At 67.7% G+C, this 24387-nt stretch carries 26 protein-coding genes and 1 riboswitch; of the genes, 21 read left to right on the forward strand and 5 right to left on the reverse strand.

Going from position 1 to position 24387, the window contains the following annotated elements; translation table 11 throughout:
• Positions 1-70 precede the first annotated feature (70 nt).
• From RCO27_RS10775 to RCO27_RS10785, 3 genes are read left to right on the forward strand one after another with little or no spacing between them, the layout of a single operon-like run.
• On the forward strand, positions 71-421 hold the full coding sequence (locus RCO27_RS10775) for a DUF6152 family protein (RefSeq protein WP_309002676.1): 351 nt from the start codon (positions 71-73) through the stop codon (positions 419-421).
• A gap of 15 nt (positions 422-436) precedes the next feature.
• On the forward strand, positions 437-916 hold the full coding sequence (locus tag RCO27_RS10780) for a DUF6644 family protein (RefSeq protein ID WP_309002677.1): 480 nt from the start codon (positions 437-439) through the stop codon (positions 914-916).
• A 49-nt stretch (positions 917-965) separates the two neighbouring features.
• On the forward strand, positions 966-2081 hold the full coding sequence (locus tag RCO27_RS10785; RefSeq protein ID WP_309002678.1) for a serine hydrolase domain-containing protein: 1116 nt from the start codon (positions 966-968) through the stop codon (positions 2079-2081).
• A gap of 294 nt (positions 2082-2375) precedes the next feature.
• Here the strand turns inward: RCO27_RS10785 and RCO27_RS10790 are convergent, their stop codons facing one another.
• Both RCO27_RS10790 and crtY read right to left on the reverse strand, forming a co-directional pair.
• Positions 2376-3629, reverse strand: a complete 1254-nt coding sequence (locus RCO27_RS10790) for a M24 family metallopeptidase (protein WP_374990377.1) — start codon at positions 3627-3629, stop codon at positions 2376-2378.
• Between the two features lie 307 nt (positions 3630-3936).
• Positions 3937-5052 (reverse strand): lycopene beta-cyclase CrtY, encoded by a 1116-nt coding sequence (gene crtY, locus RCO27_RS10795; RefSeq protein ID WP_309002679.1) that lies wholly within the window; start codon positions 5050-5052, stop codon positions 3937-3939.
• A 106-nt stretch (positions 5053-5158) separates the two neighbouring features.
• Here crtY and dinB point away from each other — a divergent pair, with 106 nt between their 5' ends.
• The 5 genes from dinB to RCO27_RS10820 all read left to right on the forward strand — a co-directional run bounded on the left by dinB (position 5159) and on the right by RCO27_RS10820 (position 11659).
• Positions 5159-6280: a DNA polymerase IV gene (gene dinB / locus RCO27_RS10800; protein WP_309002680.1), complete on the forward strand. Its 1122-nt coding sequence runs from the start codon at positions 5159-5161 to the stop codon at positions 6278-6280.
• A gap of 5 nt (positions 6281-6285) precedes the next feature.
• Positions 6286-6394, forward strand: a riboswitch (TPP riboswitch).
• Between the two features lie 28 nt (positions 6395-6422).
• Positions 6423-8300 (forward strand): phosphomethylpyrimidine synthase ThiC, encoded by a 1878-nt coding sequence (gene thiC / locus RCO27_RS10805; RefSeq protein WP_309002681.1) that lies wholly within the window; start codon positions 6423-6425, stop codon positions 8298-8300.
• A gap of 71 nt (positions 8301-8371) precedes the next feature.
• Complete coding sequence (locus tag RCO27_RS10810; protein WP_309002682.1) at positions 8372-9307, forward strand: cysteine synthase family protein; 936 nt, start codon at positions 8372-8374, stop codon at positions 9305-9307.
• A gap of 222 nt (positions 9308-9529) precedes the next feature.
• A complete protein-coding gene (locus RCO27_RS10815; protein ID WP_309002683.1) occupies positions 9530-10111 on the forward strand; it encodes an N-acetyltransferase in 582 nt (193 codons plus the stop codon).
• A gap of 162 nt (positions 10112-10273) precedes the next feature.
• Complete coding sequence (locus tag RCO27_RS10820; protein WP_309002684.1) at positions 10274-11659, forward strand: hypothetical protein; 1386 nt, start codon at positions 10274-10276, stop codon at positions 11657-11659.
• Here RCO27_RS10820 and RCO27_RS10825 read toward each other — a convergent pair.
• The gene (locus RCO27_RS10825) at positions 11651-11860 is read right to left on the reverse strand and encodes a hypothetical protein (protein ID WP_309002685.1); all 210 of its coding nucleotides are present in this window, start codon (positions 11858-11860) and stop codon (positions 11651-11653) included. The genes RCO27_RS10820 and RCO27_RS10825 overlap by 9 nt on opposite strands.
• Before the next feature lie 187 nt (positions 11861-12047).
• Here RCO27_RS10825 and RCO27_RS10830 point away from each other — a divergent pair, with 187 nt between their 5' ends.
• Positions 12048-12407 carry a hypothetical protein gene (locus RCO27_RS10830; RefSeq protein WP_309002686.1) on the forward strand — a complete coding sequence of 120 codons (360 nt, stop codon included), beginning with the start codon at positions 12048-12050 and terminating at the stop codon, positions 12405-12407.
• A 24-nt stretch (positions 12408-12431) separates the two neighbouring features.
• Here RCO27_RS10830 and RCO27_RS10835 read toward each other — a convergent pair whose 3' ends face one another.
• Positions 12432-12890 carry a VOC family protein gene (locus RCO27_RS10835; protein ID WP_309002687.1) on the reverse strand — a complete coding sequence of 153 codons (459 nt, stop codon included), beginning with the start codon at positions 12888-12890 and terminating at the stop codon, positions 12432-12434.
• Between the two features lie 164 nt (positions 12891-13054).
• Here RCO27_RS10835 and RCO27_RS10840 point away from each other — a divergent pair, with 164 nt between their 5' ends.
• From RCO27_RS10840 to RCO27_RS10850, 3 genes are all read left to right on the forward strand, one after another.
• Positions 13055-13879 (forward strand): protein phosphatase 2C domain-containing protein, encoded by an 825-nt coding sequence (locus RCO27_RS10840; RefSeq protein WP_309002688.1) that lies wholly within the window; start codon positions 13055-13057, stop codon positions 13877-13879.
• 82 nt (positions 13880-13961) lie between these two features.
• Complete coding sequence (gene arr, locus RCO27_RS10845; protein ID WP_309002689.1) at positions 13962-14384, forward strand: NAD(+)--rifampin ADP-ribosyltransferase; 423 nt, start codon at positions 13962-13964, stop codon at positions 14382-14384.
• Positions 14385-14564: 180 nt separating this feature from the next.
• A complete protein-coding gene (locus RCO27_RS10850; RefSeq protein WP_309002690.1) occupies positions 14565-15098 on the forward strand; it encodes a DUF4199 domain-containing protein in 534 nt (177 codons plus the stop codon).
• A gap of 111 nt (positions 15099-15209) precedes the next feature.
• Here RCO27_RS10850 and RCO27_RS10855 read toward each other — a convergent pair whose 3' ends face one another.
• Complete coding sequence (locus RCO27_RS10855; RefSeq protein ID WP_309002691.1) at positions 15210-16820, reverse strand: amidohydrolase; 1611 nt, start codon at positions 16818-16820, stop codon at positions 15210-15212.
• Positions 16821-16943: 123 nt separating this feature from the next.
• On the opposite strand from RCO27_RS10855, the gene RCO27_RS10860 reads away from it, so the two are divergent.
• The 9 genes from RCO27_RS10860 (at position 16944) to RCO27_RS10900 (ending at position 24375) form a co-directional block, all read left to right on the forward strand.
• The gene (locus RCO27_RS10860) at positions 16944-17237 is read left to right on the forward strand and encodes a PepSY domain-containing protein (protein ID WP_309002692.1); all 294 of its coding nucleotides are present in this window, start codon (positions 16944-16946) and stop codon (positions 17235-17237) included.
• 113 nt (positions 17238-17350) lie between these two features.
• Positions 17351-18016, forward strand: a complete 666-nt coding sequence (locus tag RCO27_RS10865) for a response regulator transcription factor (protein WP_309002693.1) — start codon at positions 17351-17353, stop codon at positions 18014-18016.
• Positions 18017-18055: 39 nt separating this feature from the next.
• Entirely contained in the window at positions 18056-19474 is a 1419-nt protein-coding gene (locus RCO27_RS10870; RefSeq protein WP_309002694.1) for an ATP-binding protein, read from the forward strand.
• A gap of 42 nt (positions 19475-19516) precedes the next feature.
• Positions 19517-19801: an AbrB/MazE/SpoVT family DNA-binding domain-containing protein gene (locus RCO27_RS10875; RefSeq protein WP_309002695.1), complete on the forward strand. Its 285-nt coding sequence runs from the start codon at positions 19517-19519 to the stop codon at positions 19799-19801.
• Positions 19798-20190 (forward strand): type II toxin-antitoxin system VapC family toxin, encoded by a 393-nt coding sequence (locus tag RCO27_RS10880; RefSeq protein ID WP_309002696.1) that lies wholly within the window; start codon positions 19798-19800, stop codon positions 20188-20190. Before RCO27_RS10875 ends, RCO27_RS10880 begins: the two co-directional genes overlap by 4 nt.
• 42 nt (positions 20191-20232) lie before the next feature.
• On the forward strand, positions 20233-21246 hold the full coding sequence (locus RCO27_RS10885; protein ID WP_309002697.1) for a polyprenyl synthetase family protein: 1014 nt from the start codon (positions 20233-20235) through the stop codon (positions 21244-21246).
• Complete coding sequence (locus RCO27_RS10890) at positions 21246-21449, forward strand: hypothetical protein (protein ID WP_309002698.1); 204 nt, start codon at positions 21246-21248, stop codon at positions 21447-21449. Before RCO27_RS10885 ends, RCO27_RS10890 begins: the two co-directional genes overlap by 1 nt.
• A gap of 18 nt (positions 21450-21467) precedes the next feature.
• Positions 21468-23981: an ATP-dependent helicase HrpB gene (hrpB, locus tag RCO27_RS10895; RefSeq protein WP_309002699.1), complete on the forward strand. Its 2514-nt coding sequence runs from the start codon at positions 21468-21470 to the stop codon at positions 23979-23981.
• A 4-nt stretch (positions 23982-23985) separates the two neighbouring features.
• On the forward strand, positions 23986-24375 hold the full coding sequence (locus RCO27_RS10900) for a hypothetical protein (protein ID WP_309002700.1): 390 nt from the start codon (positions 23986-23988) through the stop codon (positions 24373-24375).
• Positions 24376-24387: the final 12 nt, after the last annotated feature.

Below are 24387 nucleotides of genomic sequence, written 5' to 3' on the forward strand. Positions count from 1 at the left end.
GAGGCCAAGCAAGGGACATTCGGCGCTCGCCATGCGTTGCCCTGTCCCAGGCCACGGGAGATGCCGTCATATGCGCCCCTCGTTCCGAATCGCCGCCCTCGCCCTTACCGCCTTGCCGGCCGCTGCGATCGCCCATCATGGCTGGAGCAGCTATGACGCGACCCGCACGATCACGCTTACCGCGCCGCTGACCGACGTCGCGTGGCGCAACCCGCACGGCACCGCGCGGGTCGCCTACCGGAATCAGCAATGGGACGTGGTCCTCGCCCCGGTTGCCCGGATGGAAGCGCGCGGACTGACCCGGGAGATGGTCGCGCCCGGCAACCGCGTCACTTTGGTCGGCTATCCGCGGCGCGACGGCACGCGCGAGATGCGGATCGAGCGGGTGATCGTAGGGCGGACGACGGTCGAGCTGCGCTGAGCGATAGACCGGCCGGTGGACTGGCTTGCCGCGCTCGCCGAGGCTGTCCAGGCCTCCCAGTTGGGAATCTGGGCGGGGGAATCGCCGCGCGCCTATCCGCTCGCCAATCTCGTCCATATCCTCGGCCTCGTCATGCTGGTCGGCGGGATCGGCCTGGTCGATCTCAGACTGGCCGGGCTCTTCCGGGCGCTGCCGCCCGAGGCGCTGTCGCGGGCGCTGACGCCGGTCGCGCTGACCGGCCTCGTACTGATGATCGGCAGCGGCACCGTGCTGTTCGCGGCGGACACGGCGGTCGCCCAGTCGCCGGTGTTCCGCTGGAAGCTGCTCCTCATCGCCGCCGCGCTCGTCAACGCCGTCGCGTTCCGCCTCCTGTGGCGACGCCGGATCGGGACCTGGGCGGAGCGGCCGCCGATTGCGGGACGCGCGATGGCGACACTGTCCTTGATGCTGTGGCTCTCGGTCGGCACCTGCGGCCGGATGATCGCCTACAGCTGACGCCGCGGCCGACACTTGCCGGACCATCCCCTTCCTGTAGGGAGGACGGATGATCCGTTCCGCCCTGCGCACCGCCGCCCTCGCCGTCCTTCTCGTTCTCGGCCCGATCCCCGCGTTCGCCGGGCAGGCGCAGCAAGACACCGAAAGCCGGATCGCCGCCGAGACGTATCCGATGGCGGTCTTCGTCACCGGCGCCGGCGTGGAAACGCCGCACGGCTTCGCCGCCGGGATGGCCGATGCGCGGGCCGGGGGCGCGCTCACCGTCGACACGCCGATGCGGATCGCGAGCAACACCAAGACCTTCGTCGCCGCGACCGTGCTGCGCCTCTGGGAGCAGGGACGGATCGATCTCGACGCCGCGATCGGCCCGCTGCTGACCCCGGCGCTCGACGCGCTGCTCCGCGCCGACGGCTTCGCCACCGACCGGATCGCCGTCCGCCAGCTCTTGAGCCACAGCGCCGGCCTCTACGACCATGGCAGCGATCCGCGCTTCATCGAGGCGGTGCTGGCCGATCCCGCCCATGTCTGGACGCGCGAGGAGCAGGTCCGCGCCTCGATGACCTGGGCTGATCCCCAGAGCCAGCCCGGTACCGAGTTCCGCTATTCGGACACCGGCTACATCCTGCTCGGCGACATCGTCGAGCGGATCACCGGCAAGAGCCTGGCGCAGTCGGTGCGCGAGCAGCTCCATTTCGACCGGCTTGGCCTCGCGACGACCTGGTGGGAGATCGCCGAGCCGGCGCCCGCCACTGCGACCCCGCGCTCCCGGCAGGCGCTGGGCGAGACCGACGCGACCGACGTCCACGCCTCGATGGACCTCTATGGCGGCGGCGGCCTCTTGATGTCGCCGCGTGACCTCGCGACCTTCTTCGCCGCCCTGTTCGAGGACCGGGTGTTCGACCGGCCGGAGACGCTGCGCGAAATGCTGTGGCAGGGGCCGCATCGCGGCGCCGAGGGGTACCGGCTCGGCATCTTCGTCAAGCAGATCGGCGGCCGCGACGTCTACTGGCACAGCGGCTTCTGGGGCACGCTCGCTTATTACGACCCAGCCACCCGCACCGCGATCGCCGGCATGAGCGCCAACCAGCAGGGCTTCCGCCCGCTCCGCACGATCGTCGAGGACATGATCGCCGCGCAGGCCGTGATGCCGGTTCCGGCGCCCTAAACTAGCGAGCATCCGAACCAGCATCAGAGTCGTCATTGCGAGGAGCGGAGCGACGAAGCAATCCAGACCGGCTCAAAAGCTGTACTGGATTGCTTCGCTTCGCTCGCAATGACGGACAACTTGGATCGACCGTCCCTTACGACCAATCGACATTCAGCATGAAACTCCCTCTCCCCAGCGGGGAGAGGGTTGGGGTGAGGGGGTTCTGCCTCCGAGAATGGTCCCAAATGCCCGACACCCTCACCCTGCCCTCTCCCTCAAGGGAGAGGGTACAAAACTGAATGTCGATCCGTCCTAGTCGAACGGCCGGTCGATCGAGGGCGGCGGCACGCTGAACCAGCGCGGGCCGCCGTCGGTCATGTAGAAGCAGTCCTCGAGCCGGATGCCGAACTGGCCGGGAATGTAGATGCCGGGCTCGTTCGAGAAGCACATACCCGTCGCAAGCGGCGTCGTCTCGCCATGGACGAGGTTGATCGGCTCGTGCCCTTCCATGCCGATGCCGTGGCCGGTACGGTGCGAGGTGCCGGGAAGCCGGTAGCCCGGCCCGTAGCCCCAACGCTCGTATTGCGCGCGCACCGCATCGTCGACGCTTCCCGCCGGGCGGCCGATCTGCGCCGCGGCGAAGGCGATCTCCTGGCCCTGATGGACCTGATCCCAGACCCGGCGCTGCGCCGCGGTCGGCTCTCCGTAGACGAAGGTGCGCGAGATATCGGAGGCATAGCCCTCGACGTTGCAGCCGCTGTCGAGCAGCACCACCTCGCTGTCGCGCACCGCCTGCGGCTGGCCGGAGCCGTGCGGATAGGCGGCCGCCTCGCCGAGCAGGATCAGGGCGCCGGGGCCACGACCGCCGAGCGCGGTGACGGCGGCGACATACATCGCCTCGATCTGCGCCGGGTTCATCCCCCGCTCGATCCGCGGGTGGATGTGGCGGTAGGCGGCGACAGTGATGTCCGACGCATTCTGCATCAGCGCCAGCTCGGGCGCGGTCTTGATCATCCGACAGGAACGCACGACCGGCGCGCCGGCGCGGATCTCGACGTTCGGCATGACCTGCCGCAGGCCGTCGACCGCGAAGAAGCGCACCGTCTCCTCGATTCCCACAGGCCCGGTGAGGCGGCGATCGCGCAGGAACTGGGCGACCCGTTCCAGCGGATTCTCGTGCTCGTTCCAGACGCGGACCTCGGCCGGCACCTTCAGGCTCTCGCGGACCGACGGCTCCTCGAAATGCGGGGTGACGACGCAGGGCTCGCCCTCGCGGGGGATGATGAGCGCGGTGAGGCGTTCGCTGCGCCACCATTGCACGCCGGAGAAATAGGTCATCGACGCACCCGGCTCGATCAGGATCGCGGCGAAGCCCTGCTCGCCCATCAGCCGCTGCGCCTTGGCGAGCCGACGGGCGAACTCCTCGCGGCCGATCGGCACGACGTCGCCGGTCATCGGCTGCAGGCTGGCGGCGGTTTCCTGCGCGAAGGCCCGATAGTCCCTTAGCAGACCCACACCGATCGCGGCCGCGCCCATTGCCATGAAGCTCCGCCTGCCGATCCGCATACCGCTCCTCCTCAATCCGTTCGGGCGCGTTGGTAGGGCGGCGGCATCGCGCTTGGCAAGGCGCCGCGACTGTCCCGTTCCGGTTCGGTTCGATGTTAACCTCGATCAGGCCTTCGAAAGCCGACGGCGCCCGTCTAGCGCTCGGGCGTGACCGACGATCCCGCCGGACTGCGCCCCGTGCCCCGCCATTACGGCCTGGACTGGCTGCGCATCGGCGCGTTCCTGGCGCTCATCCTCTACCATTGCGGATGGCGTGGCTCCGGCCGCTCATCGGCCTGCGCGCATTGCCCCGGCCGGCCCGCGAGGATCAGCGCCCGGCCAGCGCCTGCTGAACCCGCCGCCGGTCGAGCAGCCCGAGCGCATCGGCCTGGAGGCGCGCGAGCAGTCCCGGGTCCAGCGCGTAAAGCCGCGCGAGCAGGGCGCCACGCGCGCCGACGGGCGCCGACGCGATCGCGCCATTGAGGCCGCGCAGGGCCTCGCGCTTCTTCCACAGCGTGCGCGCCTGCGCCTCGAACAGGTCGTGCAGCGCCGGTCCGGCAAAGTCCCGCTGCCGGGTCAGCAGCAGCGCGGTGCGCGCGGCATCGGCGACGGTGCGGCCGGTGACCGGATGAAGGAAGCCGCCGCGCAGCCCGGCCTTCGCCACCCGCGCCCCGCCGATCCGCCAGAAGGCCGCGAAATCCCCGCCATAGGGCAGCGGCCGCGCCACCATCCGCTCCGCTTCGACCTCGGCCCCGGCCCAGCCGCGCTTGGAAAGATAGCGCTCCAGCCGGCCTTCGGCCTGGGCATCGGGCTGGCTGTGCTCGGCCACCACGACGTCGCCAACGGTCAGCCGGTCCGGCGCCAGCGGGATGCACTGGGTAAAGCCGAGTCCGTCGACAGGCTCGCCGGTCGCGTCGACCAGCACCGGCCGGTCCACCTTGTGCGGCGCCGCCATCCGGCAGTCGCGCTCGAGCCGGGTCTCGTAGAGCAGCTCGAGCATCGACAGATTCGCGGCGCCGCGCGCATCGATCGCGCCTTCGGCCTTGATCGTCTCGCCGCCGTCGAGCACCAGCGCGTCCTCGCGCACCGCCACCACTTTGGTGCCGAGCCGGTACTGGTCCGGCTGCAGCGTCTCGATCATCGCGCGGTGCAGCGCCGCGGCGCCGAACGCCATGAGGTCGCCCTTCAGCTTCCGGCTGAATCCCGGAAAGGCGACGTAGAAGCCCGGCCAGCGCCGCGCGGCCAGCGGCGCGACCAGCTCCGCCTCGTCGGTCGCCAGCTCGACATCGAACAGCAGCCGCTCCCGCGACCCGCCGAACGTGTCGCGTTCCTCGACGATCAGGATCGGCACGTCGGGACGCAGCCGCGCCATCGCGAGCGCGGCCAGGCAGCCGGCCGTACCGCCGCCCGCGATCAGGATGCCGTCCCGTTTCCCCCTCGGCATAATCCTCCGTCCTTAGCCCAGTCCGGTGTCATGACGCCATGCCATGCCGCGAACCGCGCCATTTTGGGACTGTGCGGCCCCGCGGCTTCGCGTATAAGCACAAAGCGTGAACGACGCACCCGACGATCCCCTGCCCGCGCCCGACGCGATCCGCAAGATCATCCATGTCGACATGGATGCCTTCTATGCGTCGGTCGAGCAGCGCGACAATCCGGAGCTCAGGGGTAGGCCGGTCGCGGTCGGCGGCCAGCATCGCGGCGTCGTCGCGGCGGCAAGCTACGAGGCGCGGAAGTTCGGCGTGAAGTCGGCCATGCCTTCGGTCACCGCCAAGCGCCGCTGCCCGGACCTGATCTTCGTCAAGCCGCGCTTCGAGGCCTATCGCGAGGTCAGCCACCGGATCCGCGCGATCTTCGCCGATTACACGCCGCTGATCGAACCGCTCAGCCTCGACGAGGCCTATCTCGACGTGACCGAGGACCTCAAGGGCATCGGCATCGCCACCGAGATCGCGAAGGAAATCCGCGCCCGCATCAGGGCCGAGACCGGCCTCACCGCCTCGGCCGGCGTCTCCTACAACAAGTTCCTCGCCAAGCTCGCCAGCGACCAGAACAAGCCCGACGGCCTTTGCGTCATCCCGCCCGGCAAGGGCGAGGCGTTCGTCGCTGGCCTCCCGGTCCGCCGCTTCCACGGCGTCGGCCCGCGCACCGCCGAGCGGATGGCGGCGCTCGGCATCTCGACCGGCGCCGATCTCCACGCCCAGAGCATCGCCTTCCTCGCCCACAATTTCGGCTCCAGCGGGCAATATTATTACAATCTCGCCCGCGGCATCTGCCATCGCCAGGTGAAGCCCGACCGCCCGTGGAAGTCGATCGGCGCCGAGGACACCTTCTTCGACGACCTGCGTGAGGAAGCCGCCCTGGTCGCCGAGCTCGACCGGATCAGCCACACCGTCTGGCGCCGCATCGCCGAGAGAGGAATTACCGGCCGCACCGTTACTTTAAAGGTGAAATATCAGGACTTCCGCATCAAGACCCGCGCCCGCAGCCTCGACCGCCCCGTCGCCGGCCGCGAGGAATTCCTGGAAATCGGCTGCGCCCTGCTCCGTACCCTCCTGCCCCCCGAAAAAGGCATCCGCCTGCTCGGCCTGACGCTCTCGAACCTCAGCGAGGGCGAGTCGTCCGATGGGCCGCGTGCGATGGAGCTTCCCCTGCCGCTGCTGACCGGCTAGAAGCGATCCATTCCCCGGGGGACCGCGCGAAGCGGTTGAGAGGCAGCTAGTCCGCTGCGACCCGCCGAACCTGATCCGGCTGACACCGGCGTAGGGAGGGAGCGGCTGCAAACGCTCTCCCCCGCATTTGGAGAGACGACACATGGCCGACATTCCCGCCCGCACCGAATTGAAGGTCACCACCGGCCCGATCCGCGGCTCCCGGAAAATCCATGTCGGCGAGCACCGCGTCGCGATGCGCGAGATCGACCTCGAGCCCTCGTCGGGCGAGCCGCCGCTGCGGGTCTACGACTGCTCCGGCCCCTATACCGATCCCGCCGCGAAGATCGACATCATGGCCGGCCTGCCCGAGCTGCGCCGCGACTGGATCAGGTCGCGCGGCGACGTCGAGGAAGTCACCCAGCGCGAGGTCCGACCCGAGGACAACGGCCAGCTCGGCCCCGACCGCTCCGGCGGCGTCCAGCCCTTCCCCAACGTCCGCCGCAAGGTGCTCCGCGCAAAGCCCGGCGCCAACGTCAGCCAGATGCACTACGCCCGGCGCGGCATCATCACGCCCGAGATGGAATATGTCGCCGTCCGCGAGAATCTCGGCCGCGCCCAACTGGCCGAGGCGTTTCCGCGTGATGGCCAGGATTTCGGCGCCGCCATCCCCGATTACGTCACCCCCGAATTCGTCCGCGACGAGGTCGCCCGCGGCCGCGCCATCATCCCCAACAACATCAACCATCCGGAATCCGAGCCGATGGCGATCGGCCGCAATTTCCTGGTCAAGATCAACGCCAATATCGGCAATTCCGCCGTCGCCTCCGACGTCGCGCAGGAGGTCGACAAGATGGTCTGGGCGATCCGCTGGGGCGCGGACACGGTCATGGACCTCTCGACGGGCCGCAACATCCACGACACGCGCGAATGGATCATTCGCAACTCCCCTGTCCCGATCGGCACCGTCCCCATCTACCAGGCGCTGGAAAAGGTCGGCGGCATCGCCGAGGACCTGACCTGGGAAATCTTCCGCGACACCCTGATCGAGCAGGCCGAGCAGGGCGTCGACTATTTCACCATCCACGCGGGCGTTCGCCTCCCCTACATCCCGATGACCGCGAAGCGCGTCACCGGCATCGTCTCCCGCGGCGGCTCGATCATGGCGAAATGGTGCCTCGCCCATCACCGGGAGAGCTTCCTCTACGACCGCTTCGAGGAGATCTGCGAGATCATGAAGGCGTATGACATCGCCTTCAGCCTCGGCGACGGCCTGCGCCCCGGCAGCATCGCCGACGCCAATGACGAGGCCCAGTTCGCCGAGCTCGCCACCCTGGGCGAACTCACCCAGATCGCCTGGCGCCACGACGTCCAGGTGATGATCGAGGGCCCCGGCCATGTGCCGATGCACAAGATCAAGGCCAATATGGACAAGCAGCTCGAGGCCTGCGGCGAGGCGCCCTTCTACACTTTAGGCCCGCTCACCACCGACATCGCGCCGGGCTACGACCATATCACCAGCGCGATCGGCGCGGCGATGATCGGCTGGTTCGGCACGGCGATGCTCTGCTACGTGACGCCCAAGGAGCATCTCGGCCTCCCCGACCGCGACGACGTCAAGGTCGGCGTCGTCACCTACAAGCTCGCCGCCCATGCCGCCGATCTCGCCAAGGGCCACCCCGCCGCCAAACTGCGCGACGACGCCCTCTCCCGCGCCCGCTTCGAGTTCCGCTGGCGCGACCAGTTCAACCTGTCGCTCGATCCCGACACCGCCGAGCAATATCACGACCAGACCCTCCCCGCGGAAGGCGCCAAGACCGCCCACTTCTGCTCGATGTGCGGCCCGAAATTCTGCTCGATGAAGATCACCCAGGAGGTCCGCGACTTTGCGGCGAAACAGAATCAGCCGGCGGACGCTTTCCTCGCCGCAACGCCGCTCCCGGAAGCCGAAGCGGAGGCGGGCATGGCCGAGATGAGCAAGGTGTTCCGGGAAACCGGCAGCGAGCTCTACATGGGCGCCGGCGGGCGGGAGCACGACTGATCTGGCAGGAGGGCCGGAATGAGCGGGAAATTCCGCGAGAAGGGCGGCGAAATCTACCTGCCGGCGACGCAATGACGTCGGCCAGCGTCCTTGAAGCCATCGGCAATACGCCGCTTGTGCAGCTCCAAAGGGTTGTGCCGTCGGGCTGCGCACGTGTTCTGGTCAAGCTGGAAGGAGCGAACCCGACCGGGAACATGAAAGACCGGATGGCGAAAGCCGCCATCGAGGCGGCGGAAGCCGACGGAAGGCTCCGGCCGGGCGACACGGTCGTCGAGTATACGGGTGGCTCGACGGGCGCGTCGCTGGCGCTGGTCTGCGCGGCCAAAGGCTACCGGCTCAAGATCGTCACTTCGGACGCGTTCAGTGAAGAGAAGACGCAGACCACCCGGGCGCTCGGCGCCGAGATCATCCTCATTCCGAGCGACAACAGGAAGATCACCGAGCCGCTGATCAGGCGGATGATCGACACGGCGAGGCAGATCAGCCAGGAGCCCGGACATTGGTGGTTCGACCAGCTGAACAACAGGGATGCCGCGACCGGCTATCATGCGATGGGCGAAGAAATCTGGAAGCAAGCTGGCGGAACGGTTGACGCCTTCGTGCAGTCGGTGGGTTCCGCGCATTCGCTCAACGGCGTGACCAAAGTGCTGCGCGCGCACAATCCCGGTCTCCACGTCGTCGCCGCCGAGCCGGCGGAATCAGCCGTGTTGTCCGGCGGAGCGAAGGGCTCGCACCAGATCGAAGGAATCGGCATCGGGTTCGTTCCGCCGCATTGGAGGCCGGAAGACGTCAACGAACGGGAATCGGCGACGACCGAGCAAGCTGTCCGGATGTGTCGTCGCCTGGCCCGCGAGGAAGGCATCTTCGCCGGCACGTCGTCGGGGCTCAACGCCATTGCCGCGCTTCGCCTTGCCGAACGTCTCGGCTCCGAGGCGACCGTTGCAACCATCATGATCGATTCCGGGCTCAGATATATGAGCACGGACCTCTACCGGGTTGAGCGATAACGACCGGCGCCAGTTTGGAGGCACGGCCTGGGGTGCGCCACTCCTGTACCGCCTCACCTTGGTGTGTGATAGTTCACTGGTGAACGCGAAAGAGGCTCTGGCGAAAGCGGAGACCGGCATGGCCGCGATGAGCAGGGTGTTCGGGGAAACCGGCAGCGAGCTCTACATGGGCGCCGGCGGGCGGGAGCACGATTGAGCGACAACCGGAACGGAGAGAGCAACATGGCCAAGATCACCATCGGCAGGCCGGAAGACAAAGCGCGGCTGCTGCAGACCATCGTGCTCGGCTTTTCCGCCGATCCGATGGCGCGCTGGGCCTCGCCGGACCCGGCGGTCTATCTCGACCGGCGCGTCGAGTTCTTCGACGCCTTCGGCGGCGCGGCCTTCGATCACGGCACCGCCTTCGTCGCCGACGACGGCGCGGCGGTCGCCACCTGGCTGCCCCCCGGCGTGGAGGCGGACGGCGAGCGCATGGCCGCGATCATGGACGAACAGACGCCGGAACACCGCAAGGCCGAGATGGACGCCCTCTTCGCCAAGATGGCGGAATTCCACCTCGAGGAGCCGCACTGGTATCTGCCCCTGATCGCCGCCGATCCCGCCCGTCAGGGCGAGGGCCTCGGCACCGCCTTGATGGAAGCCGCTATTCGCCGCATCGACGCGGACGGCCGCCCCGCCTATCTGGAAAGCTCGAACCCGCGCAACATCTCGCTCTACGAACGCTTCGGCTTCCAGCGCATCGGCGAGATCAGGACCGAGACGTCGCCGGTGCAGACGCCGATGGTCCGGCGGGGGAGGGCGTGACGCGCTGAGCCGAGCGCAGCTCAAGGAACCGGCAGCGAACTCTACATGGCGCCGGCGTGCGGGAGCATAATTGGGGCTTTCGAGATGCCGGAGATGAGCGGGAAGTCCACGAAAACGGCGGGAGATTGCCAGCCGCCGATCAAATGATCAAACATGGGAGTTATGTCAAAAACCGGACTCATCAAAACCATCCTTGTTGAACTCCGAAAAGCCCAGCGTGAGCCTTGGGTGCCTCCTCCAGCCGGACCTGTAAAGAAGATCAGATTCCCTCCGGGGCTGCCGTTGGAAGGTGGGAAGCACCTCCGCGCGACTGACAAACTACTGAAGGCCGCCGCAGCCTACTCGGCTATCCATGTGGCATCTAAGCCCGACCTACGCCTTCGCTTCAAAATCGAAGAATTCGAGCAACTCGTTTGCCGCGCATTCGGTAGCGTTCTAGCGAGCTTAGACCTCGACCTCACTGATGAAGCGCTATGCTCTCTGATCAAGGAAGGTGTGGACCAATATATTCGGGATCTGATCGAAAAAAGGGGAGAGCGGATCGAGTTCACCGCGGGATGTCACCTCTTCCAGCCCTGCGAAGTGTACCCGATCCGAGTCGGGCCGGTCTCCTTTGAAACAAGGGATCAATGGGTCGAGCGTGCACTTCAAGATCATAAGATTTCTGCAGTCACAGCTCGACGACTCCGCGTCACGTGGTCGCCCCGGCGCTTGAGCAAGCGCAAGGCTTCTCTAGATTTCCATGCGGAGAAATCTGTTCTGGGAGCTATTGGGCCGTGCGATATCATTTGTTCGGTAGCCACCCACGGTCTTTCGGCAAAGATGATACGTGAAAAGGCACTTCTGGCATCACGACTAGCTATGACGGCCATCGCCACGATGTGGGCGCGTCCCTCGCAGGGTCTAGAATGGATGAACCTGCTCTATGACCGGCACCTACCTCATAGGCAGTACGTTCTTTTTGCGGAAAATCGCTACGCAGGCTCAAGCTCCTCCATTTCGCAGATGCCGTCTGGCCGCTGGACGGACGCAGAACTAGTCGATGAGGTGCGTAGATATCAGACTCTGTTTGATCAGTTCGGTGAAGCTCTGTTCAACTACGTCCAGCCCGCTAGGGGGGTAACGCGACCTACGATGATGAACGCGCTATTCCTAAGTTTATGGTGGCATCACGAGGCTTGTCGAGAGTCATCAGATCAAATGGCTACTACTAAATTTGCAGCCAGCATGGACGCGCTTGTTTCTGGGCAAGATGCTCAAGCAATCATGATATTTATTGAGGCACAGCTAGGCTTCAAGCCAAAAGACCCGATGATGAAGGATGGTCAGTCTACAAGGGCGATTATTAATGAAATATATAACAGTCGAAGAAGTAGGCTGATTCACGGATCAAGCTCAGACTTCGCACATGATTGGTCCTCTGTACGATCTGCGGCCGAATCCATTAGCAGGCTGTGCTTGGTTAGCGCCGCCGACTGGATGAGATCAAACTCCGAAATTGATGATCTCAAGCTAATGTCTTCTATAGAGATTACTATGTCATGTTGACCAATCACGTCGCTGTTTACCAGAAATGTATATTTTCTCCAGTTTATATCCCTCGTACACATGCACTACGCGATCTACCACAAAAATATGGTGATCTTCTCCATCTATAAAATCTACAACCTCGCCAATGCGAGGGATGATTTCCATTTCAATTTTCAAATCGTGCGAAATGCCGCTGTGCCTCATCTCGACATACGTCATCGTAGAACTCCTTAGCAGAATCCCAGCTTGCCGGCGAAATAGGAGCTGTCAATCCATTCCGGGAATGCAGTCATTCAGGGGACACCATTCAGGGGACACGACACTTAATTGCCGAATCACAAAGCTGCTCCGTTGCAACCTCACTACCGAGTAGACGTTCTCTCTAGGCCCACCCGGAGTCACCCAAATGAACCTCCAGAGATTCTACCCCTCCCTGCTCGTCGCCGACATGGCGGCGGCGGAAGGCTGGTACACGAAGCTGCTCGGCCGCGGGCCGGATGTCCGGCCGATGCCGACCCTGCTGCACTGGGAGCTCAGCGACGCGGGCGGCCTCATGGTCTCCAGCAGCGAGGAGATCGCCGCCCGCGGCACGATCTTCCTCTACGTCGCCGATCTCGCGGCCGAACGCCGCCGGCTGGCGGGCTTGGGGCTCGAACTGGGCGACGACATAACCGGCGACTATTCGACTTTGGCCCAGGTCCGCGATCCCGACGGCAACCGCGTCACCCTCGCCTCGCCGCCCCGCAACGCCTTCCCGAAGGCCTGAGCGCGTCGGCGAGGGCCGCCGCGGCTACTGATCCATCGCCGCGTGCATGCGCTTTTCGATGACGTCGTGCCCCAGCTCCTCCTGGAACTCGGCGACCTGCCAGGAGAAGCCGAACGGATCGGTCAGGATGCCGGACCGCTCGCCGAAATAGCGGTCCGCGACCGGCTCGTTCTCCACCGCGCCCTGCTCCAGGGCGGCGGCAAAGGCGCGGTCGGCGTCGGCGACGTAGAGCTTCAGCATCAGGCCGTTGCCGCGCGGATCGCCGCCGGTCGCCTGATCCGGATCGCTGGCGCCGTCGAAGACCATGATCCGGCTGTCGCCGATCTTCATCACCGCGAGCAGCAGCCGGCCCTTCGCCTCGCGCCGGAAATCCTCGGTCGCGCCGAACGCGTCGGTGAAGAAACCCATTGCCGCCGCCGCGTCGTCGACGCGCAGGATCGGCATGATCGCATGATAGCCTTCGGGATAGATCGACTTGTCCATGGGCCACCTCCTTGCGGCGCCAAGGAAAACGGATCGGCCGACGAGAGGTTTCCCCGCCGAGGTCACCCGCTCGAGCCGAGCGGGAGCCGCGAGGGGATCGACCGACGGCGGCCCGTGCCGAAGACCGCCTATCCCGCGTCACAATCGGCGGTTAGGGGAGCGCCATGCATTTCGATCTGATCCAGTCGCTCAGCCTCGCCGGCGATGCGGGCACGCCCAATGACGACCGCGCCGGCGCCGGTCACGCTCGTGCCTGGGTGATCGACGGCGCGACCGATCTCGGCCCGCCGGGGCTGATGGGCGCGCGCGGCGGGGCGGCCTGGCTGGCGAGCGCGGCGCACACCGCCTTCACCGCCGCCGGAGACGCGCCGGTCGCGGCGATGTGCGAGACGGTCGCGACCCGCGTCGCCGAGGCCTATGAAGCGGCGCGCACGCGCGATCCGCTCGGCCGCTGGGAACTGCCGATGGCCGCCTTCCTGGCCGCCCGCCTCGCCGGAGACAGGCTGGAAGCCGCCTGGCTCGGCGACTGCGTCGGCCTGCTGCGCAGCGGCGACCGGATCGCGCGCCTGGGTCCGGCGCGCGCGGCGAAGGACGCGGAGGCCGCGCAGGCTGCCGGCATGGCCGAACACGGGCTGGGCGCCGTCAAGCGCAGCCCGCCGATCCTCGAGGCGCTGCGCACCGCGCGCAGCCGCCCCGGCATCGCGGTGCTCGGCATCGAGCCGGAGGCGCTCCGCCGGCTCGAAACCGCGCATATGCCCTGCGCACCCGGCGACGAGCTGCTGTTGATGACCGACGGTTTCTCGGCGCTGATCGACGCCTATGGCGCATTCGACGCGGTGGCGCTCATGAATGGGCTGGCCGAACAGGGCCTTGCGGCGCTCGGCGTCCGCCTGCGCGGGATCGAGGCCGCCGATGCCGCCTGCACGCGCTTCCCGCGTTTCAAGGTCTCGGACGACGCGACGGCCCTGTGGCTGCGGATCGGCGGCTAGCCATGGCTTGCGCCCGGCGATGCTTGCAGCTTGGTGCGAACCGCACTAGGCAGCCCGACCCCCGGACAATCGAGGAGCGCCCATGACCGCGACCGACACCCCCGTCACGCACGAAGCCGGCCCCTTCTACCACGGCACCCGCGCCGACCTCGAGGTGGGCGGTCTGCTCAGCGCGGGCTTCACCTCCAACTATGCCGAGCGCAAGCTCTCCTGGATCTACTTCTCCGCCACCCTCGACGCCGCGATCTGGGGCTGCGAGCTGGCCAGGGGCAGCGGCTGCGAGCGGATCTACATCGTCGAGCCGACCGGCGACTATTTCAACGACCCCAATCTCACCGACAAGAGGTTCCCCGGCAACCCGACCAGATCCTACCGCTCGCGCGCGCCCCTGCGCATCGTCGGCGAGGTCGCCGAATGGGAGGGCCACGCGCCCGAGGTGCTCCAGCACATGAAGGACAGTCTCGCGCGGATGGAGGCCGAGGGCGGCGCCGAGATCATCGACTGACGCGCCTGCCGGTGGGTCGGCCCGGCAGCACGGGGATCGCCTTGTTGGCGGATCGCCGCCAATCACCCTTTTGGGCGATACCCGCGCCCCTGCTTTCGGCCTAGGCTCCTCCCGAAACGGCGATGGGAGCACGCCATGCCCGGCAGGGCGCGCCGACCGCCGCGCGAAAGGGGGAAACATATGCGCTACGCACTGACCTACGGCACCCTGTCGGGCCTCGCGATCCTCGCGACGATCCTGCTCGGCCTCACCATCGCGCCGCGCGACGGCTTCTTCACCTCCGAATATTTCGGCTATCTCGTCATGCTGATCGGGCTCAGCATGATCTTCATCGGCATCAAGCGCTACCGCGACGTCGAGCAGGGCGGCGTGATCCGCTTCTGGCCCGCGCTCAAGGTGGGGCTCGCCATCGCGGTGGTGGCGGCGCTCATCTACGTGCTGTGCTGGGAAATCTATCTCGCCTCGACCGGCTACCGGTTCATGGACGATTATGTCACCGGGCTTGCCGCCGACCGGCGGACCGCGGGCGCTTCGGAAGCGGAGATCGCCCAGTATCTCGCCTCGATGGAGTCGATGCGCGAGCTCTACCGCAACCCGGCGGCGCGGATCGGCATCACCTTCCTGGAGATCTTCCCGGTCGGCCTGATCGTGGCGCTCTTCTCCGCCGCGGTGCTGCGCTTCCCGAAGGTGCTGCCGGCGCGGCAAGCAGCCTAAGGCCACTTATCGTCATTGCGAGCGTAGCGAAGCAATCCAGTACAGCCTCTGACGCAGTCTGGATTGCTTCGTCGCTCCGCTCCTCGCAATGACGAGGAAGGCCAGCAGGCGCTATCGCGTGCCCTCTCGCGCCCGCGCCTCGGCAACCATCTGCGCCACGCTTTCGAGCAGGGCGCGGGCGTCGTAGACGATGCCGTCCTTGATCGTCCAGCGCACCCCGCCGACCCGTTCGACCTGCTGGGTTTCGGGGTTCAGCCGCATGTGGCCGGTGCCGTAGAGCAGCTTCAGATTCTCCAGCGGATTGCCAGGGACGATGACCAAGTCGGCGAGCATGCCTTCGCGGACCATGCCGAAGGGCGGCGCCTCGCCTCTGGGCTCGTAGATTTCGCGGGCGCCCTCGATCGTCGCCGAGCGGATCACCTCGAGCGGGGCGAAGCCGGCCTCCTGCAGCATCTCCAGCTCAGCCACATAGGAGAAGCCCCAGGTCTGGTAGATGAAGCCGGGATCGGAGCCGACCGTGACCCGCCCGCCCATGTTCTTGTAATCGTTCATCAACCGCATGAAGGGCGAATAGAAACGGCGCCAGGCGACCTCGTCCGCCGTCGTCCAGTCCCAGAAATAGGAGCCGTGATTGACCCGGCTCGGCTGAAAGAAACGCTGCAGCGACGGCAAGGTGTAGCGCTCGTGCCACTCGGCGGTACGGGCGCGCATCACGTCGCGGCCGGCCGAATAGATATTGAGCGTCGGCGAGAAGGTGACGCCGCGATCGAGCTGGCGCTGGAGATAGGCCTGCCATTCCGGTCCGCCCGGCGCGGCGATCTGGTCGGCGAGGCGGGCGACCTGGCTGAACCGCCATTGCTCGTCGAACATGTTGTAGGCGTTGGGATAGGAGGGGAGCCGCCGGTCGCGGAGCAGCGATTCGAAATGGCCGTAGAAGTGGGTGATGCCGCCCATCCCCATCTCGCCGGCGACCTCCGCATTGACCTCGGCAACGCCGCCCTGGCTGAGGTGCGTGACGGTGCCGAGATGGAGCCGGCGCGCCTCCTCGAGCGCGGCGCGCATGACGGCGGGCGGATGGTTGAAGAACTTGATGCCGTCATAGCCCTGCCCGGCGGCCCAGCGGACATAGGCGCGGGCCTGCTCGGCGGTGTTGGCCTCGCCCCGGTCCCAGCCCTGGCCGAGCACGATATAGGCGAAAAGGCGGGGGGCGAGGATCGTGTTGTCGCGGCTGCGCTGGCGGTCGGAGAGCGCCATGCCGTGCGGGTGGCCGTAGAAGCCGACACCGCGCACCGTGGTGACGCCATGGGCGAGCCAGAGGCGGTAGCCATAGGTCGCGTTCGGCGCCTTGTCGGGGTCGCCATTGTGGCCGTGCGTGTCGACGAAACCGGGGAGGACGTACATGCCGGTCGCGTCGATCTCGTGATCGGCATCGCGCGGCGCGCGATTCTGCGCGAGCGGTAGGCCGGGCGTGCCGGCGCCGCGGATGCTCTCGATCCGGTTGCCGGCGACGACGATGTCGACCGGACCCATGGGCGGCGCGCCCGAGCCGTCGATCAGCATCGCGCCGCGGATGACCAGGCGGCGGAACGGGCCGGCGCCCTCGCCCGGCTGGCGGTCCGCCACCCGCTCCATCTGTGCTTCGGCCTGCTCCTGCGCCTGCAGCGCCGGCGACAGCAGCATGGCGGCCGCCGCGAGCGCGAGCGCGATCCTTCCCGGTTTCATGGCAACTCCCCTGTTCGTCTGATCTCTTCGTTAAGCCGAGCCTACAGCGGCATTCATGGCCTATTCAATGCCGTCTGCTATTGCGCTTGCAGGTTTTTCCGGGAAGATCGAGTTCACGAAGTCATGCGTTTTCTGCTCCTTATCCTGGCCGCGGGCCTGACCCTTTCTGCGCCCGCCGATGCGCAGCGGCGCCTCAGCGCGCAGCGCGGCGGCGAGCAGGATGCGGCCTATCGCGCCACCCAGCAGGGCGAGATCCTCTCTCTGCCCGAGATCCGTTCGCGCGTGCGGATTCCCGGCGCCGACTTCATCGGCGCGGAGTTCGACGGGCGCGTCTACCGCCTCAAATATATGCGCGGCGGCGAGGTGATCTGGATCGACGTCGACGCGCGCACCGGCCGCGTCATCGGCCGGCAATAGCCGATTCGGCGCCCCATGGCCTTGGCGTAGCCGCGCTGCTATTCCCATATCCGAAAGATGAACGACGACGACCGTGCCGCCATGCGGCGCGGCCGGCCGGGGAAGGAAAGAGCATGCGGGTACTGATCGTCGAGGACGAGCCGAATCTCGGCCGGCAGCTGCGCGCCACGCTGGAGGGCGCGGGCTATGCCATCGACCTCGCCACCGACGGCGAGGACGGCCATTATCTCGGCTCGACCGAGACCTATGACGCGATCATTCTCGACCTCGGCCTGCCGGAAGTGGACGGCCTCACTGTGCTCGACCGCTGGCGCAAGGACGGGATGAAGGTCCCGGTGCTGGTCCTGACCGCGCGCGACAGCTGGTCGGACAAGGTGGCGGGGCTCGATGCCGGCGCCGACGACTATCTCGCCAAGCCGTTTCAGACCGAGGAGCTGATCGCACGGCTGCGCGCGCTCATCCGCCGCGCCTCGGGCAATGCGAGCTCCGAGCTCATCGCCGGCGACGTGCGGCTCGACACGCGCTCGGGCAAGGTGACGCTGAACGGCGAGCCGGTGAAGCTGACCGCGCAAGAGTACAAGCTCCTCTCCTATCTCATGCACCACAAGGGCAAGGTGGTGAGCCGCACCGAGCTGATCGAGCATATCTACGACCAGGATTTCGACCGCGATTCGAACACGATCGAGGTGTTCGTGACGCGCATCCGCAAGAAGCTCGGCCCCGACGTCATCACCACCATCCGCGGCCTCGGCTACAGCCTCGAAGAGCCGAGGGGCTAAGGCTCCATTCATGGCCGAAGCGTCAGGGCCGCGTCGGCAATGAAGCTTATCGAAACCCTCCGCCGATGGTGGCTGCGGCGCTCGGCGCGGCGCACCACCGGCTCGCTGACCCGCCGGATGATCGGCATCGCCTCGCTCTGGGTCGCGCTGCTGCTCTGCGTCGGCGGGCTCGCGCTCGACCGGGTGCTGACCGCGGCGATCACCGACAATTTCGACGCGCAGCTCGATTATGTGCTGACCTCGATGATCGCCTCGTCCGAGATCGGCCCGGAAGGCGAGGTGCTGTTCAACCGGCCACCCGCCGACCAGCGTTTCCTCGAGCCCTATTCTGGTCTCTACTACCAGATCAGCGGCGAGGGCTTCGATCCGTTCCCGTCGCGCTCGCTGTGGGACCGGCGGCTGCGGGTCGGCCCGGCCTACAGCGACAGCGGCATCCATCTCTACGACAGCAGCGAGTTCCCGATGGAACGGTTGCGCGTCATCGAGCGCGACGTGCGGCTGCCGGGCTCCACGGTGCGCTGGCGCTTCCAGGTCGCGCAGAACCGGGACGTACTCGACGACCAGATCGGCGTGCTGCGCAAGACGCTGGTGCGCTCGTTCGGCATATTGGGCCTGGGCCTGATCGCGCTCGGCGTCCTGCAGGCGATCTACGGCCTGTGGCCGCTCCGGCGGATGCGGCGTGCGATCATCGCGATCCGCTCCGGCCAGAAGGCGCGGATCGACGAGCCGCTGCCGAGCGAGCTTACCCCGGTGACCGAGGAGCTCAACGCGCTGCTCGACCACAACGAGAAGCAGGCCGAGGAGGCGCGGCGCCATGCCGGCAATCTCGCCCATGCGCTGAAGACGCCGCTTACCGTCATCACCAACGACGCCACCGCCCACGCCCCGAACCTCGCCAATACGGTGATTCGCGAGGCGCGCACGATGCGCCGTCAGGTCGACCACCATCTCGCCCGCGCCCGCGCGATCGGCCGGCGCGCCAATGCCCAAGCCCGCACCGAGGTCTGGCCGAGCCTCGAATCGGTCGAGCGCGCGGTGAGCCGGCTCTACGAGAACGTCACCATCGACATCAGCGGCGACCGGCACGCGATGGTCCGGGTCGAGCGGCAGGACCTCGACGAGATGCTCGGCAACCTCATCGAGAATGCCGCGAAATATGGCGGCGGCCGCGTCTTCGTGACGGTGAAGACAGCGCCCGACGGCATCGAGATCGAGGTCGAGGACGACGGCCCCGGCATCCCCGAGGCCAAGCGCACGGCGATCTTCGACCGCGGCGCCCGCCTCGACACGGACAAGCCGGGCACCGGCCTCGGCCTCGCCATCGTCCGCGACGTGGCGGAAATCTACGACGGCTCGGTCGCGCTGGAGGAGAGCGAGGACCTGGGCGGGCTGATGGCGCGCCTTCGCCTGCCGATCGCGGAGATGACGGCGCTGATCCTGCCGGGCGGGCGGCGGTAGGCTCGTCTTGCATTGTCTGTCGGTAAGACGTATCTTACCGACATGAACGCGCAAACGAAGATGTCTGCCAAAGGCCAGATCGTTATCCCGAAAGAGCTGAGGGAACGCCTTGATTGGGCCACGGGCACCGAACTCGAAATCGAGGAAAGTGCCGGCGGACTCATCCTGCGGGCCGCCCGCAAGGACCGGAAGAGGCTCTCTCTCGAAGAGTTTCGCGCCCGGCGCCCGAAATATGAGGGACCGCCGCTGACGCTCGAGGAGATCGATCGGCGAGTGGAACAGGCGATGGCTGAGCATTTCAAAAAGGAGTATCGGATCAAGCGATGATCGCCGCCGATACCAACGTCGTGCTGCGGCTGGTTCTTGGTGATGATCCGGGCCAAACGGTTTGTGCCGAGACATTGCTTGCACGAGGGATATTCGTCCCGCACGGCGTGCTTATGGAGGCCGAATGGGTCCTGCGCAGCGCCTATGCGCTGGAGCCGGAGGTCATTGCCGACGCGCTCGCCGATCTCATCGATCTCGCCAGTGTCCATGTCGACCGTCCTCATGATCTTGCGTGGGCGCTGGACCGCTATCGGCGCGGCGCCGATTGGCCGGACATGCTCCACCTGATCGCATCCCGCGGCATGGACGGCTTCGCGACGTTTGATCGAGAACTTCCGAAGCGGGCCGGTGCGAGTCCGCCGGTCCCGATCGAGTTGCTCAGCGCCTGATCCCTTGCCTTTCCGGGTCGCCCGGCGCACAGCGCGCCCGTCATGAGTGCCAGCGTCCATCCGCTCGTTCCCGGCCGCGTCCCGTCGCTTGATCCGATGATCCAGCTCGTCGCCGCCGATCTCAACCATGTGAACGCGGTGATCCTCGATCGCATGCAGAGCGAGGTCGCACTGATCCCGGAGCTTGCCGGCCATCTCATCGTCGGCGGCGGCAAGCGGATGCGGCCGATGCTGACCTTGGCCTGCGCCCGGCTGCTCGACTATGGCGGCGCCCGCCATCACAAGCTCGCCGCCGCGGTCGAGTTCATCCACACCGCCACCCTGCTCCACGACGACGTCGTCGACGGATCGGGCCTGCGGCGCGGGCGCCGCACCGCGAACATCATCTGGGGCAATCCGGCGAGCGTGCTGGTCGGCGACTTCCTGTTCTCGCGCAGCTTCGAGCTGATGGTCGAGGACGGCAGCCTCAAGGTGCTGAAGATCCTGAGCCGCGCGTCCAGCGTGATCGCGGAAGGCGAGGTCAATCAGCTCACCGCCCAGCGCCAGATCGAGACCGACGAGGATCATTATCTCGAGATCATCGCCGCCAAGACCGCCGCCTTGTTTGCCGCCGCCTGCCGGATCGCCGCAGTGGTCGCCGAGCGCGACGAGGCGACCGAAGAGGCGCTCGATGCCTATGGCCGCAACCTCGGCGTCGCCTTCCAGCTGGTCGACGATGCGATCGACTATGCCTCCGACGCCGCCACGATGGGGAAGGGCGTCGGCGACGACTTCCGCGACGGCAAGGTGACGCTGCCGGTGATCCTCGCCTATGCGCGCGGCACCGACGCCGATCGCGCCTTCTGGCGCGAGGCGGTCGGCGGCCGGCGCACGACCGACGAGGACCTCGCGCACGCGACCCGGCTGCTGCGCGGCTGCGGTGCGCTCGACGATACGCTCGAACGCGCCCGCCATTACGGCCAGCGCGCGATCGACGCGCTGGGGCCGTTCCCCACCGGCCGGGCGAAATCGGCACTGGTCGAGGCGGTGCAGTTCGCGATCCAGCGCGCCTACTGATGAAGCGCGTGCCGCCCCGCGCGCCGATGAAGAACGGCTTCGACCGGATCGGGCCGTTCCACCCCTATGTCGCCTTCGGCGCGATCCTGCTGCTCGACCTCGCCGCCGCGATCCTCATCTTCCTCGCCCTTGCCTGGGTCGCCGACCGGATCGAGGAGACATTCTGGCCGGGCGGCACCGACTGGGTGCAATTCGACCTGTGACGCGATAGGGGAGCGGCGGTGAGCGCCCTCCCGATCCACGACGTCCTGCCCGATCTGCTCACCGCGCTGCGCGACGGCAGCAACGCGGTGCTCGTCGCCCCGCCGGGGGCCGGCAAGACCACCGCGGTCGCGCCGGCGCTGCTGGGCGAGCCGTGGTGCAGCGGCGAAATCCTGCTGCTCTCGCCGCGCCGGCTCGCGGCCCGCGCCGCCGCGGAGCGCATGGCTGCGCTGGCGGGAGGGCCGGTCGGGGACACGATCGGCTACGCGACCCGGCTCGACACGAAGCGGTCGGCGAGGACGCGGATCACGGTCCTGACCGAAGGCATCTTCCTCAAGCGCATCCAGGCCGATCCCGAGCTCGCCGGGGTCTCGGCGGTGCTGTTCGACGAGGTGCACGAGCGCAGCCTCGACAGCGACTTCGGCCTGGCGCTGGCGCTGGACGCGCAGGCGGCGCTGCGCCCGGATTTGAGGCTCGCCGCGATGTCGGCGACGCTCGACGGCGCCCGCTTCGGCGCGCTGATGGGCGATGCGCCCGTGATCGAGAGCGAGGGTCGCAGCTTTCCGGTCGAGCTGATCCACATCGGGCGGACGGCCGAAAGACGGATCGAGGATGAGATGGCCGCCGCGATCCGGCGCGCGCTGGCCGAGAGCGTGGGCGGCCTGCTCGCCTTCCTCCCCGGCGTCGCCGAGATCGAACGCACCGCCGAGCGGCTCGAGCCGCTGCCGGCGGGCGTCGACCTGCATCGCCTCCACGGCAGCCTCGATCCGGCCGCCCAGCGCGCCGCGATTGCGCCGGCGCCGGCCGGCACGCGCAAGCTCGTCCTCGCCACCTCGATCGCCGAGACCAGCCTGACGCTCGACGGCCTCCAGGTGGTCGTCGATTCCGGTCTTGCCCGCCGCCCCCGTTACGACCGCGCCGCCGGCCTCTCCCGGCTCGTCACCGAGCGCGCCAGCCAGGCCGCCGTCACCCAGCGTGCCGGCCGCGCCGGGCGGCAGGGGCCAGGGCGGGCCTATCGGCTGTGGGAGGAAGCGGCAACGCAGAGCCTGCCGCGCTTCGACCCGCCGGAAATCCTGGAGGCGGATCTCTCGGCACTGCTGCTCGACTGCGCGATCTGGGGCGTGTCCGACCCGCGCCAGCTGCGCTGGCTCGACCCGCCAGGCGCCGCCGCAATCGACGAGGCGCGCAGCCGGCTGACCAGCCTCGGCGCGCTGGACGAGAACGGGCGGCCGACAGCGCTTGGTCAGGCGATTGCGGATTTGCCGCTTCCGCCACGTCTATCCCATATGTTGATCGAAGCCGCAGCACGGGGCTGGGGAGAAACGGCGGCGCAGGCGGCGGTGCTGCTCTCGGAGCGCGGCCTCGGCGGGACCGACGCGGACCTGGACCTGCGGATCAGGCGGTGGCGCGGCGAAAGAGGGAAGCGCGCCGAGGCGGCAAGAGGGTTGGCGCGGAATTGGCTCAACTTTGTCCGTTCGTCCCGAGCGCAGTCGAGGGGCGCCGGCACCGACTCAGAGAAACGCCCCTCGACTTCGCTCGGGACGAGCGAGGTGGGTGGATGCATCGCCCTCGCCTTTCCGGACCGACTCTCGAAACGCCGCGATTCCTCCGGGGCCGACTGGATCAGCGTCGGCGGGCGGGGGTTCCGGCTCGACCCGGCCTCGCCACTGGCGCGCGAGGACTGGCTGGCGGTGGCCGAAGTCGGCGGCGTGGCGTCAGGCGCGCGCATCCTTTCCGCCGCAGCGATCGACCAGGCGACGGTTGAAACCCTCTTTGCCGATCGCATCCGGACCGGCGCCGACGTCACCTTCGATCCCGCGACCGGCGGTGTCCGTGCCAGCCATGGCCGGCGGTTGGGCGCGATCCTGCTCTCCGGCGGACAGGACAGCCGTGCCGATCCGGCCGCGGTCGAGGCCGCCTTGCTCGACGGCGTGCGGACCCACGGCCTCGGTCTCCTGCCCTGGAGCGAGGGCGCGCGGTCGCTGCGCCGCCGCGCCGGCTTCGCCCGGCGCACCGATCCGGCGATCCCGGATATCTCCGACGCGGCGCTTGTCACGAGCCTCGACGACTGGCTTCCGCTGCTCCTGCCGGGGCGGCGGCGTCTCGCCGACATCGATCCCTCGGCGCTGTCCGGCGCGCTCGATGCGTTGCTCGGCTGGGAGGGCCGCAAGGCCGTCGACCGGCTCGCACCCGGCCATTTCGAAACCCCGGCGGGGAGCAGCCATGCGATCGACTATGAGGCGGAAGCCGGCCCGACCGTCACCGCCCGCGTCCAGGCCTTCTTCGGTCTGTCCGAACATCCGCGAGCGGGCGACACGCCGCTCGTCCTCGCCCTCACCTCGCCCGCCGGCCGGCCGATCCAGACAACCCGCGACCTGCCCGGCTTCTGGCGCGGCAGCTGGGCGGCGGTCGCGAAAGAGATGCGCGGCCGCTACCCCAAGCATCCCTGGCCGGACGATCCCGCCGCCGCCGATCCGACGCTCAAAACAAAAAAAGCAATGCGGCGTTCAGGAACCGGCGATCATCAGGGCTGAAGACATGTCCATTCCCCGCATCCTCTGCGTCCTTGCAGCCCTGCTAGCGACCTCGCCGGCGCTCGCGCAACGCGTGGAGACGGGCAGCCCGCCCGAACGCGAATCGACGCTGGTCGTCTATGGCGACGATCCCTGCCCGCAGTCGTCGGAGGAGGAGATCGTGATCTGCGCGCGCCGTCCGGAGGAGGAGCGCTATCGCATCCCCGCGCCGCTCAGGCAGACCGAGCCGACCGAGGTCGCCTGGGGCGCCCGCGTCGAGGACCTCGAAAATGCCTCGCGGGTCGGGCGGCCGAACAGCTGTTCGGTCGTCGGCGTCTACGGCCAGGGTGGCTGCACCCAGCAGATGATCCGCGACTGGTATGCGGAACGGCGGAGCCGGCGCTCGCAGCCCTGAGCGTGAGGGATG

Origin of the sequence: Sphingosinicella sp. LHD-64, from assembly GCF_031157375.1 — a bacterium.
In the GTDB taxonomy this organism is placed as follows: Bacteria; Pseudomonadota; Alphaproteobacteria; order Sphingomonadales; family Sphingomonadaceae; genus Allosphingosinicella.

Coding starts and splice junctions, on each gene's coding strand:
- RCO27_RS10850 (WP_309002690.1), top strand. CDS start 14,565: ATGCGCTACGCACTGACCTACGGCACCCTGTCGGGCCTCGCGATCCTC.
- RCO27_RS10785 (WP_309002678.1), top strand. CDS start 966: ATGATCCGTTCCGCCCTGCGCACCGCCGCCCTCGCCGTCCTTCTCGTT.
- RCO27_RS10820 (WP_309002684.1), top strand. CDS start 10,274: ATGTCAAAAACCGGACTCATCAAAACCATCCTTGTTGAACTCCGAAAA.
- RCO27_RS10875 (WP_309002695.1), top strand. CDS start 19,517: ATGAACGCGCAAACGAAGATGTCTGCCAAAGGCCAGATCGTTATCCCG.
- RCO27_RS10865 (WP_309002693.1), top strand. CDS start 17,351: ATGCGGGTACTGATCGTCGAGGACGAGCCGAATCTCGGCCGGCAGCTG.
- thiC (WP_309002681.1), top strand. CDS start 6,423: ATGGCCGACATTCCCGCCCGCACCGAATTGAAGGTCACCACCGGCCCG.
- RCO27_RS10860 (WP_309002692.1), top strand. CDS start 16,944: ATGCGTTTTCTGCTCCTTATCCTGGCCGCGGGCCTGACCCTTTCTGCG.
- RCO27_RS10835 (WP_309002687.1), bottom strand. CDS start 12,890: ATGGACAAGTCGATCTATCCCGAAGGCTATCATGCGATCATGCCGATC.
- crtY (WP_309002679.1), bottom strand. CDS start 5,052: ATGCCGAGGGGGAAACGGGACGGCATCCTGATCGCGGGCGGCGGTACG.
- RCO27_RS10790 (WP_374990377.1), bottom strand. CDS start 3,629: ATGCGGATCGGCAGGCGGAGCTTCATGGCAATGGGCGCGGCCGCGATC.
- RCO27_RS10825 (WP_309002685.1), bottom strand. CDS start 11,860: ATGACGTATGTCGAGATGAGGCACAGCGGCATTTCGCACGATTTGAAA.
- RCO27_RS10810 (WP_309002682.1), top strand. CDS start 8,372: ATGACGTCGGCCAGCGTCCTTGAAGCCATCGGCAATACGCCGCTTGTG.
- RCO27_RS10900 (WP_309002700.1), top strand. CDS start 23,986: ATGTCCATTCCCCGCATCCTCTGCGTCCTTGCAGCCCTGCTAGCGACC.
- RCO27_RS10840 (WP_309002688.1), top strand. CDS start 13,055: ATGCATTTCGATCTGATCCAGTCGCTCAGCCTCGCCGGCGATGCGGGC.
- RCO27_RS10890 (WP_309002698.1), top strand. CDS start 21,246: ATGAAGCGCGTGCCGCCCCGCGCGCCGATGAAGAACGGCTTCGACCGG.
- arr (WP_309002689.1), top strand. CDS start 13,962: ATGACCGCGACCGACACCCCCGTCACGCACGAAGCCGGCCCCTTCTAC.
- RCO27_RS10815 (WP_309002683.1), top strand. CDS start 9,530: ATGGCCAAGATCACCATCGGCAGGCCGGAAGACAAAGCGCGGCTGCTG.
- RCO27_RS10885 (WP_309002697.1), top strand. CDS start 20,233: ATGAGTGCCAGCGTCCATCCGCTCGTTCCCGGCCGCGTCCCGTCGCTT.
- RCO27_RS10855 (WP_309002691.1), bottom strand. CDS start 16,820: ATGAAACCGGGAAGGATCGCGCTCGCGCTCGCGGCGGCCGCCATGCTG.
- RCO27_RS10830 (WP_309002686.1), top strand. CDS start 12,048: ATGAACCTCCAGAGATTCTACCCCTCCCTGCTCGTCGCCGACATGGCG.
- RCO27_RS10870 (WP_309002694.1), top strand. CDS start 18,056: ATGAAGCTTATCGAAACCCTCCGCCGATGGTGGCTGCGGCGCTCGGCG.
- RCO27_RS10775 (WP_309002676.1), top strand. CDS start 71: ATGCGCCCCTCGTTCCGAATCGCCGCCCTCGCCCTTACCGCCTTGCCG.
- RCO27_RS10880 (WP_309002696.1), top strand. CDS start 19,798: ATGATCGCCGCCGATACCAACGTCGTGCTGCGGCTGGTTCTTGGTGAT.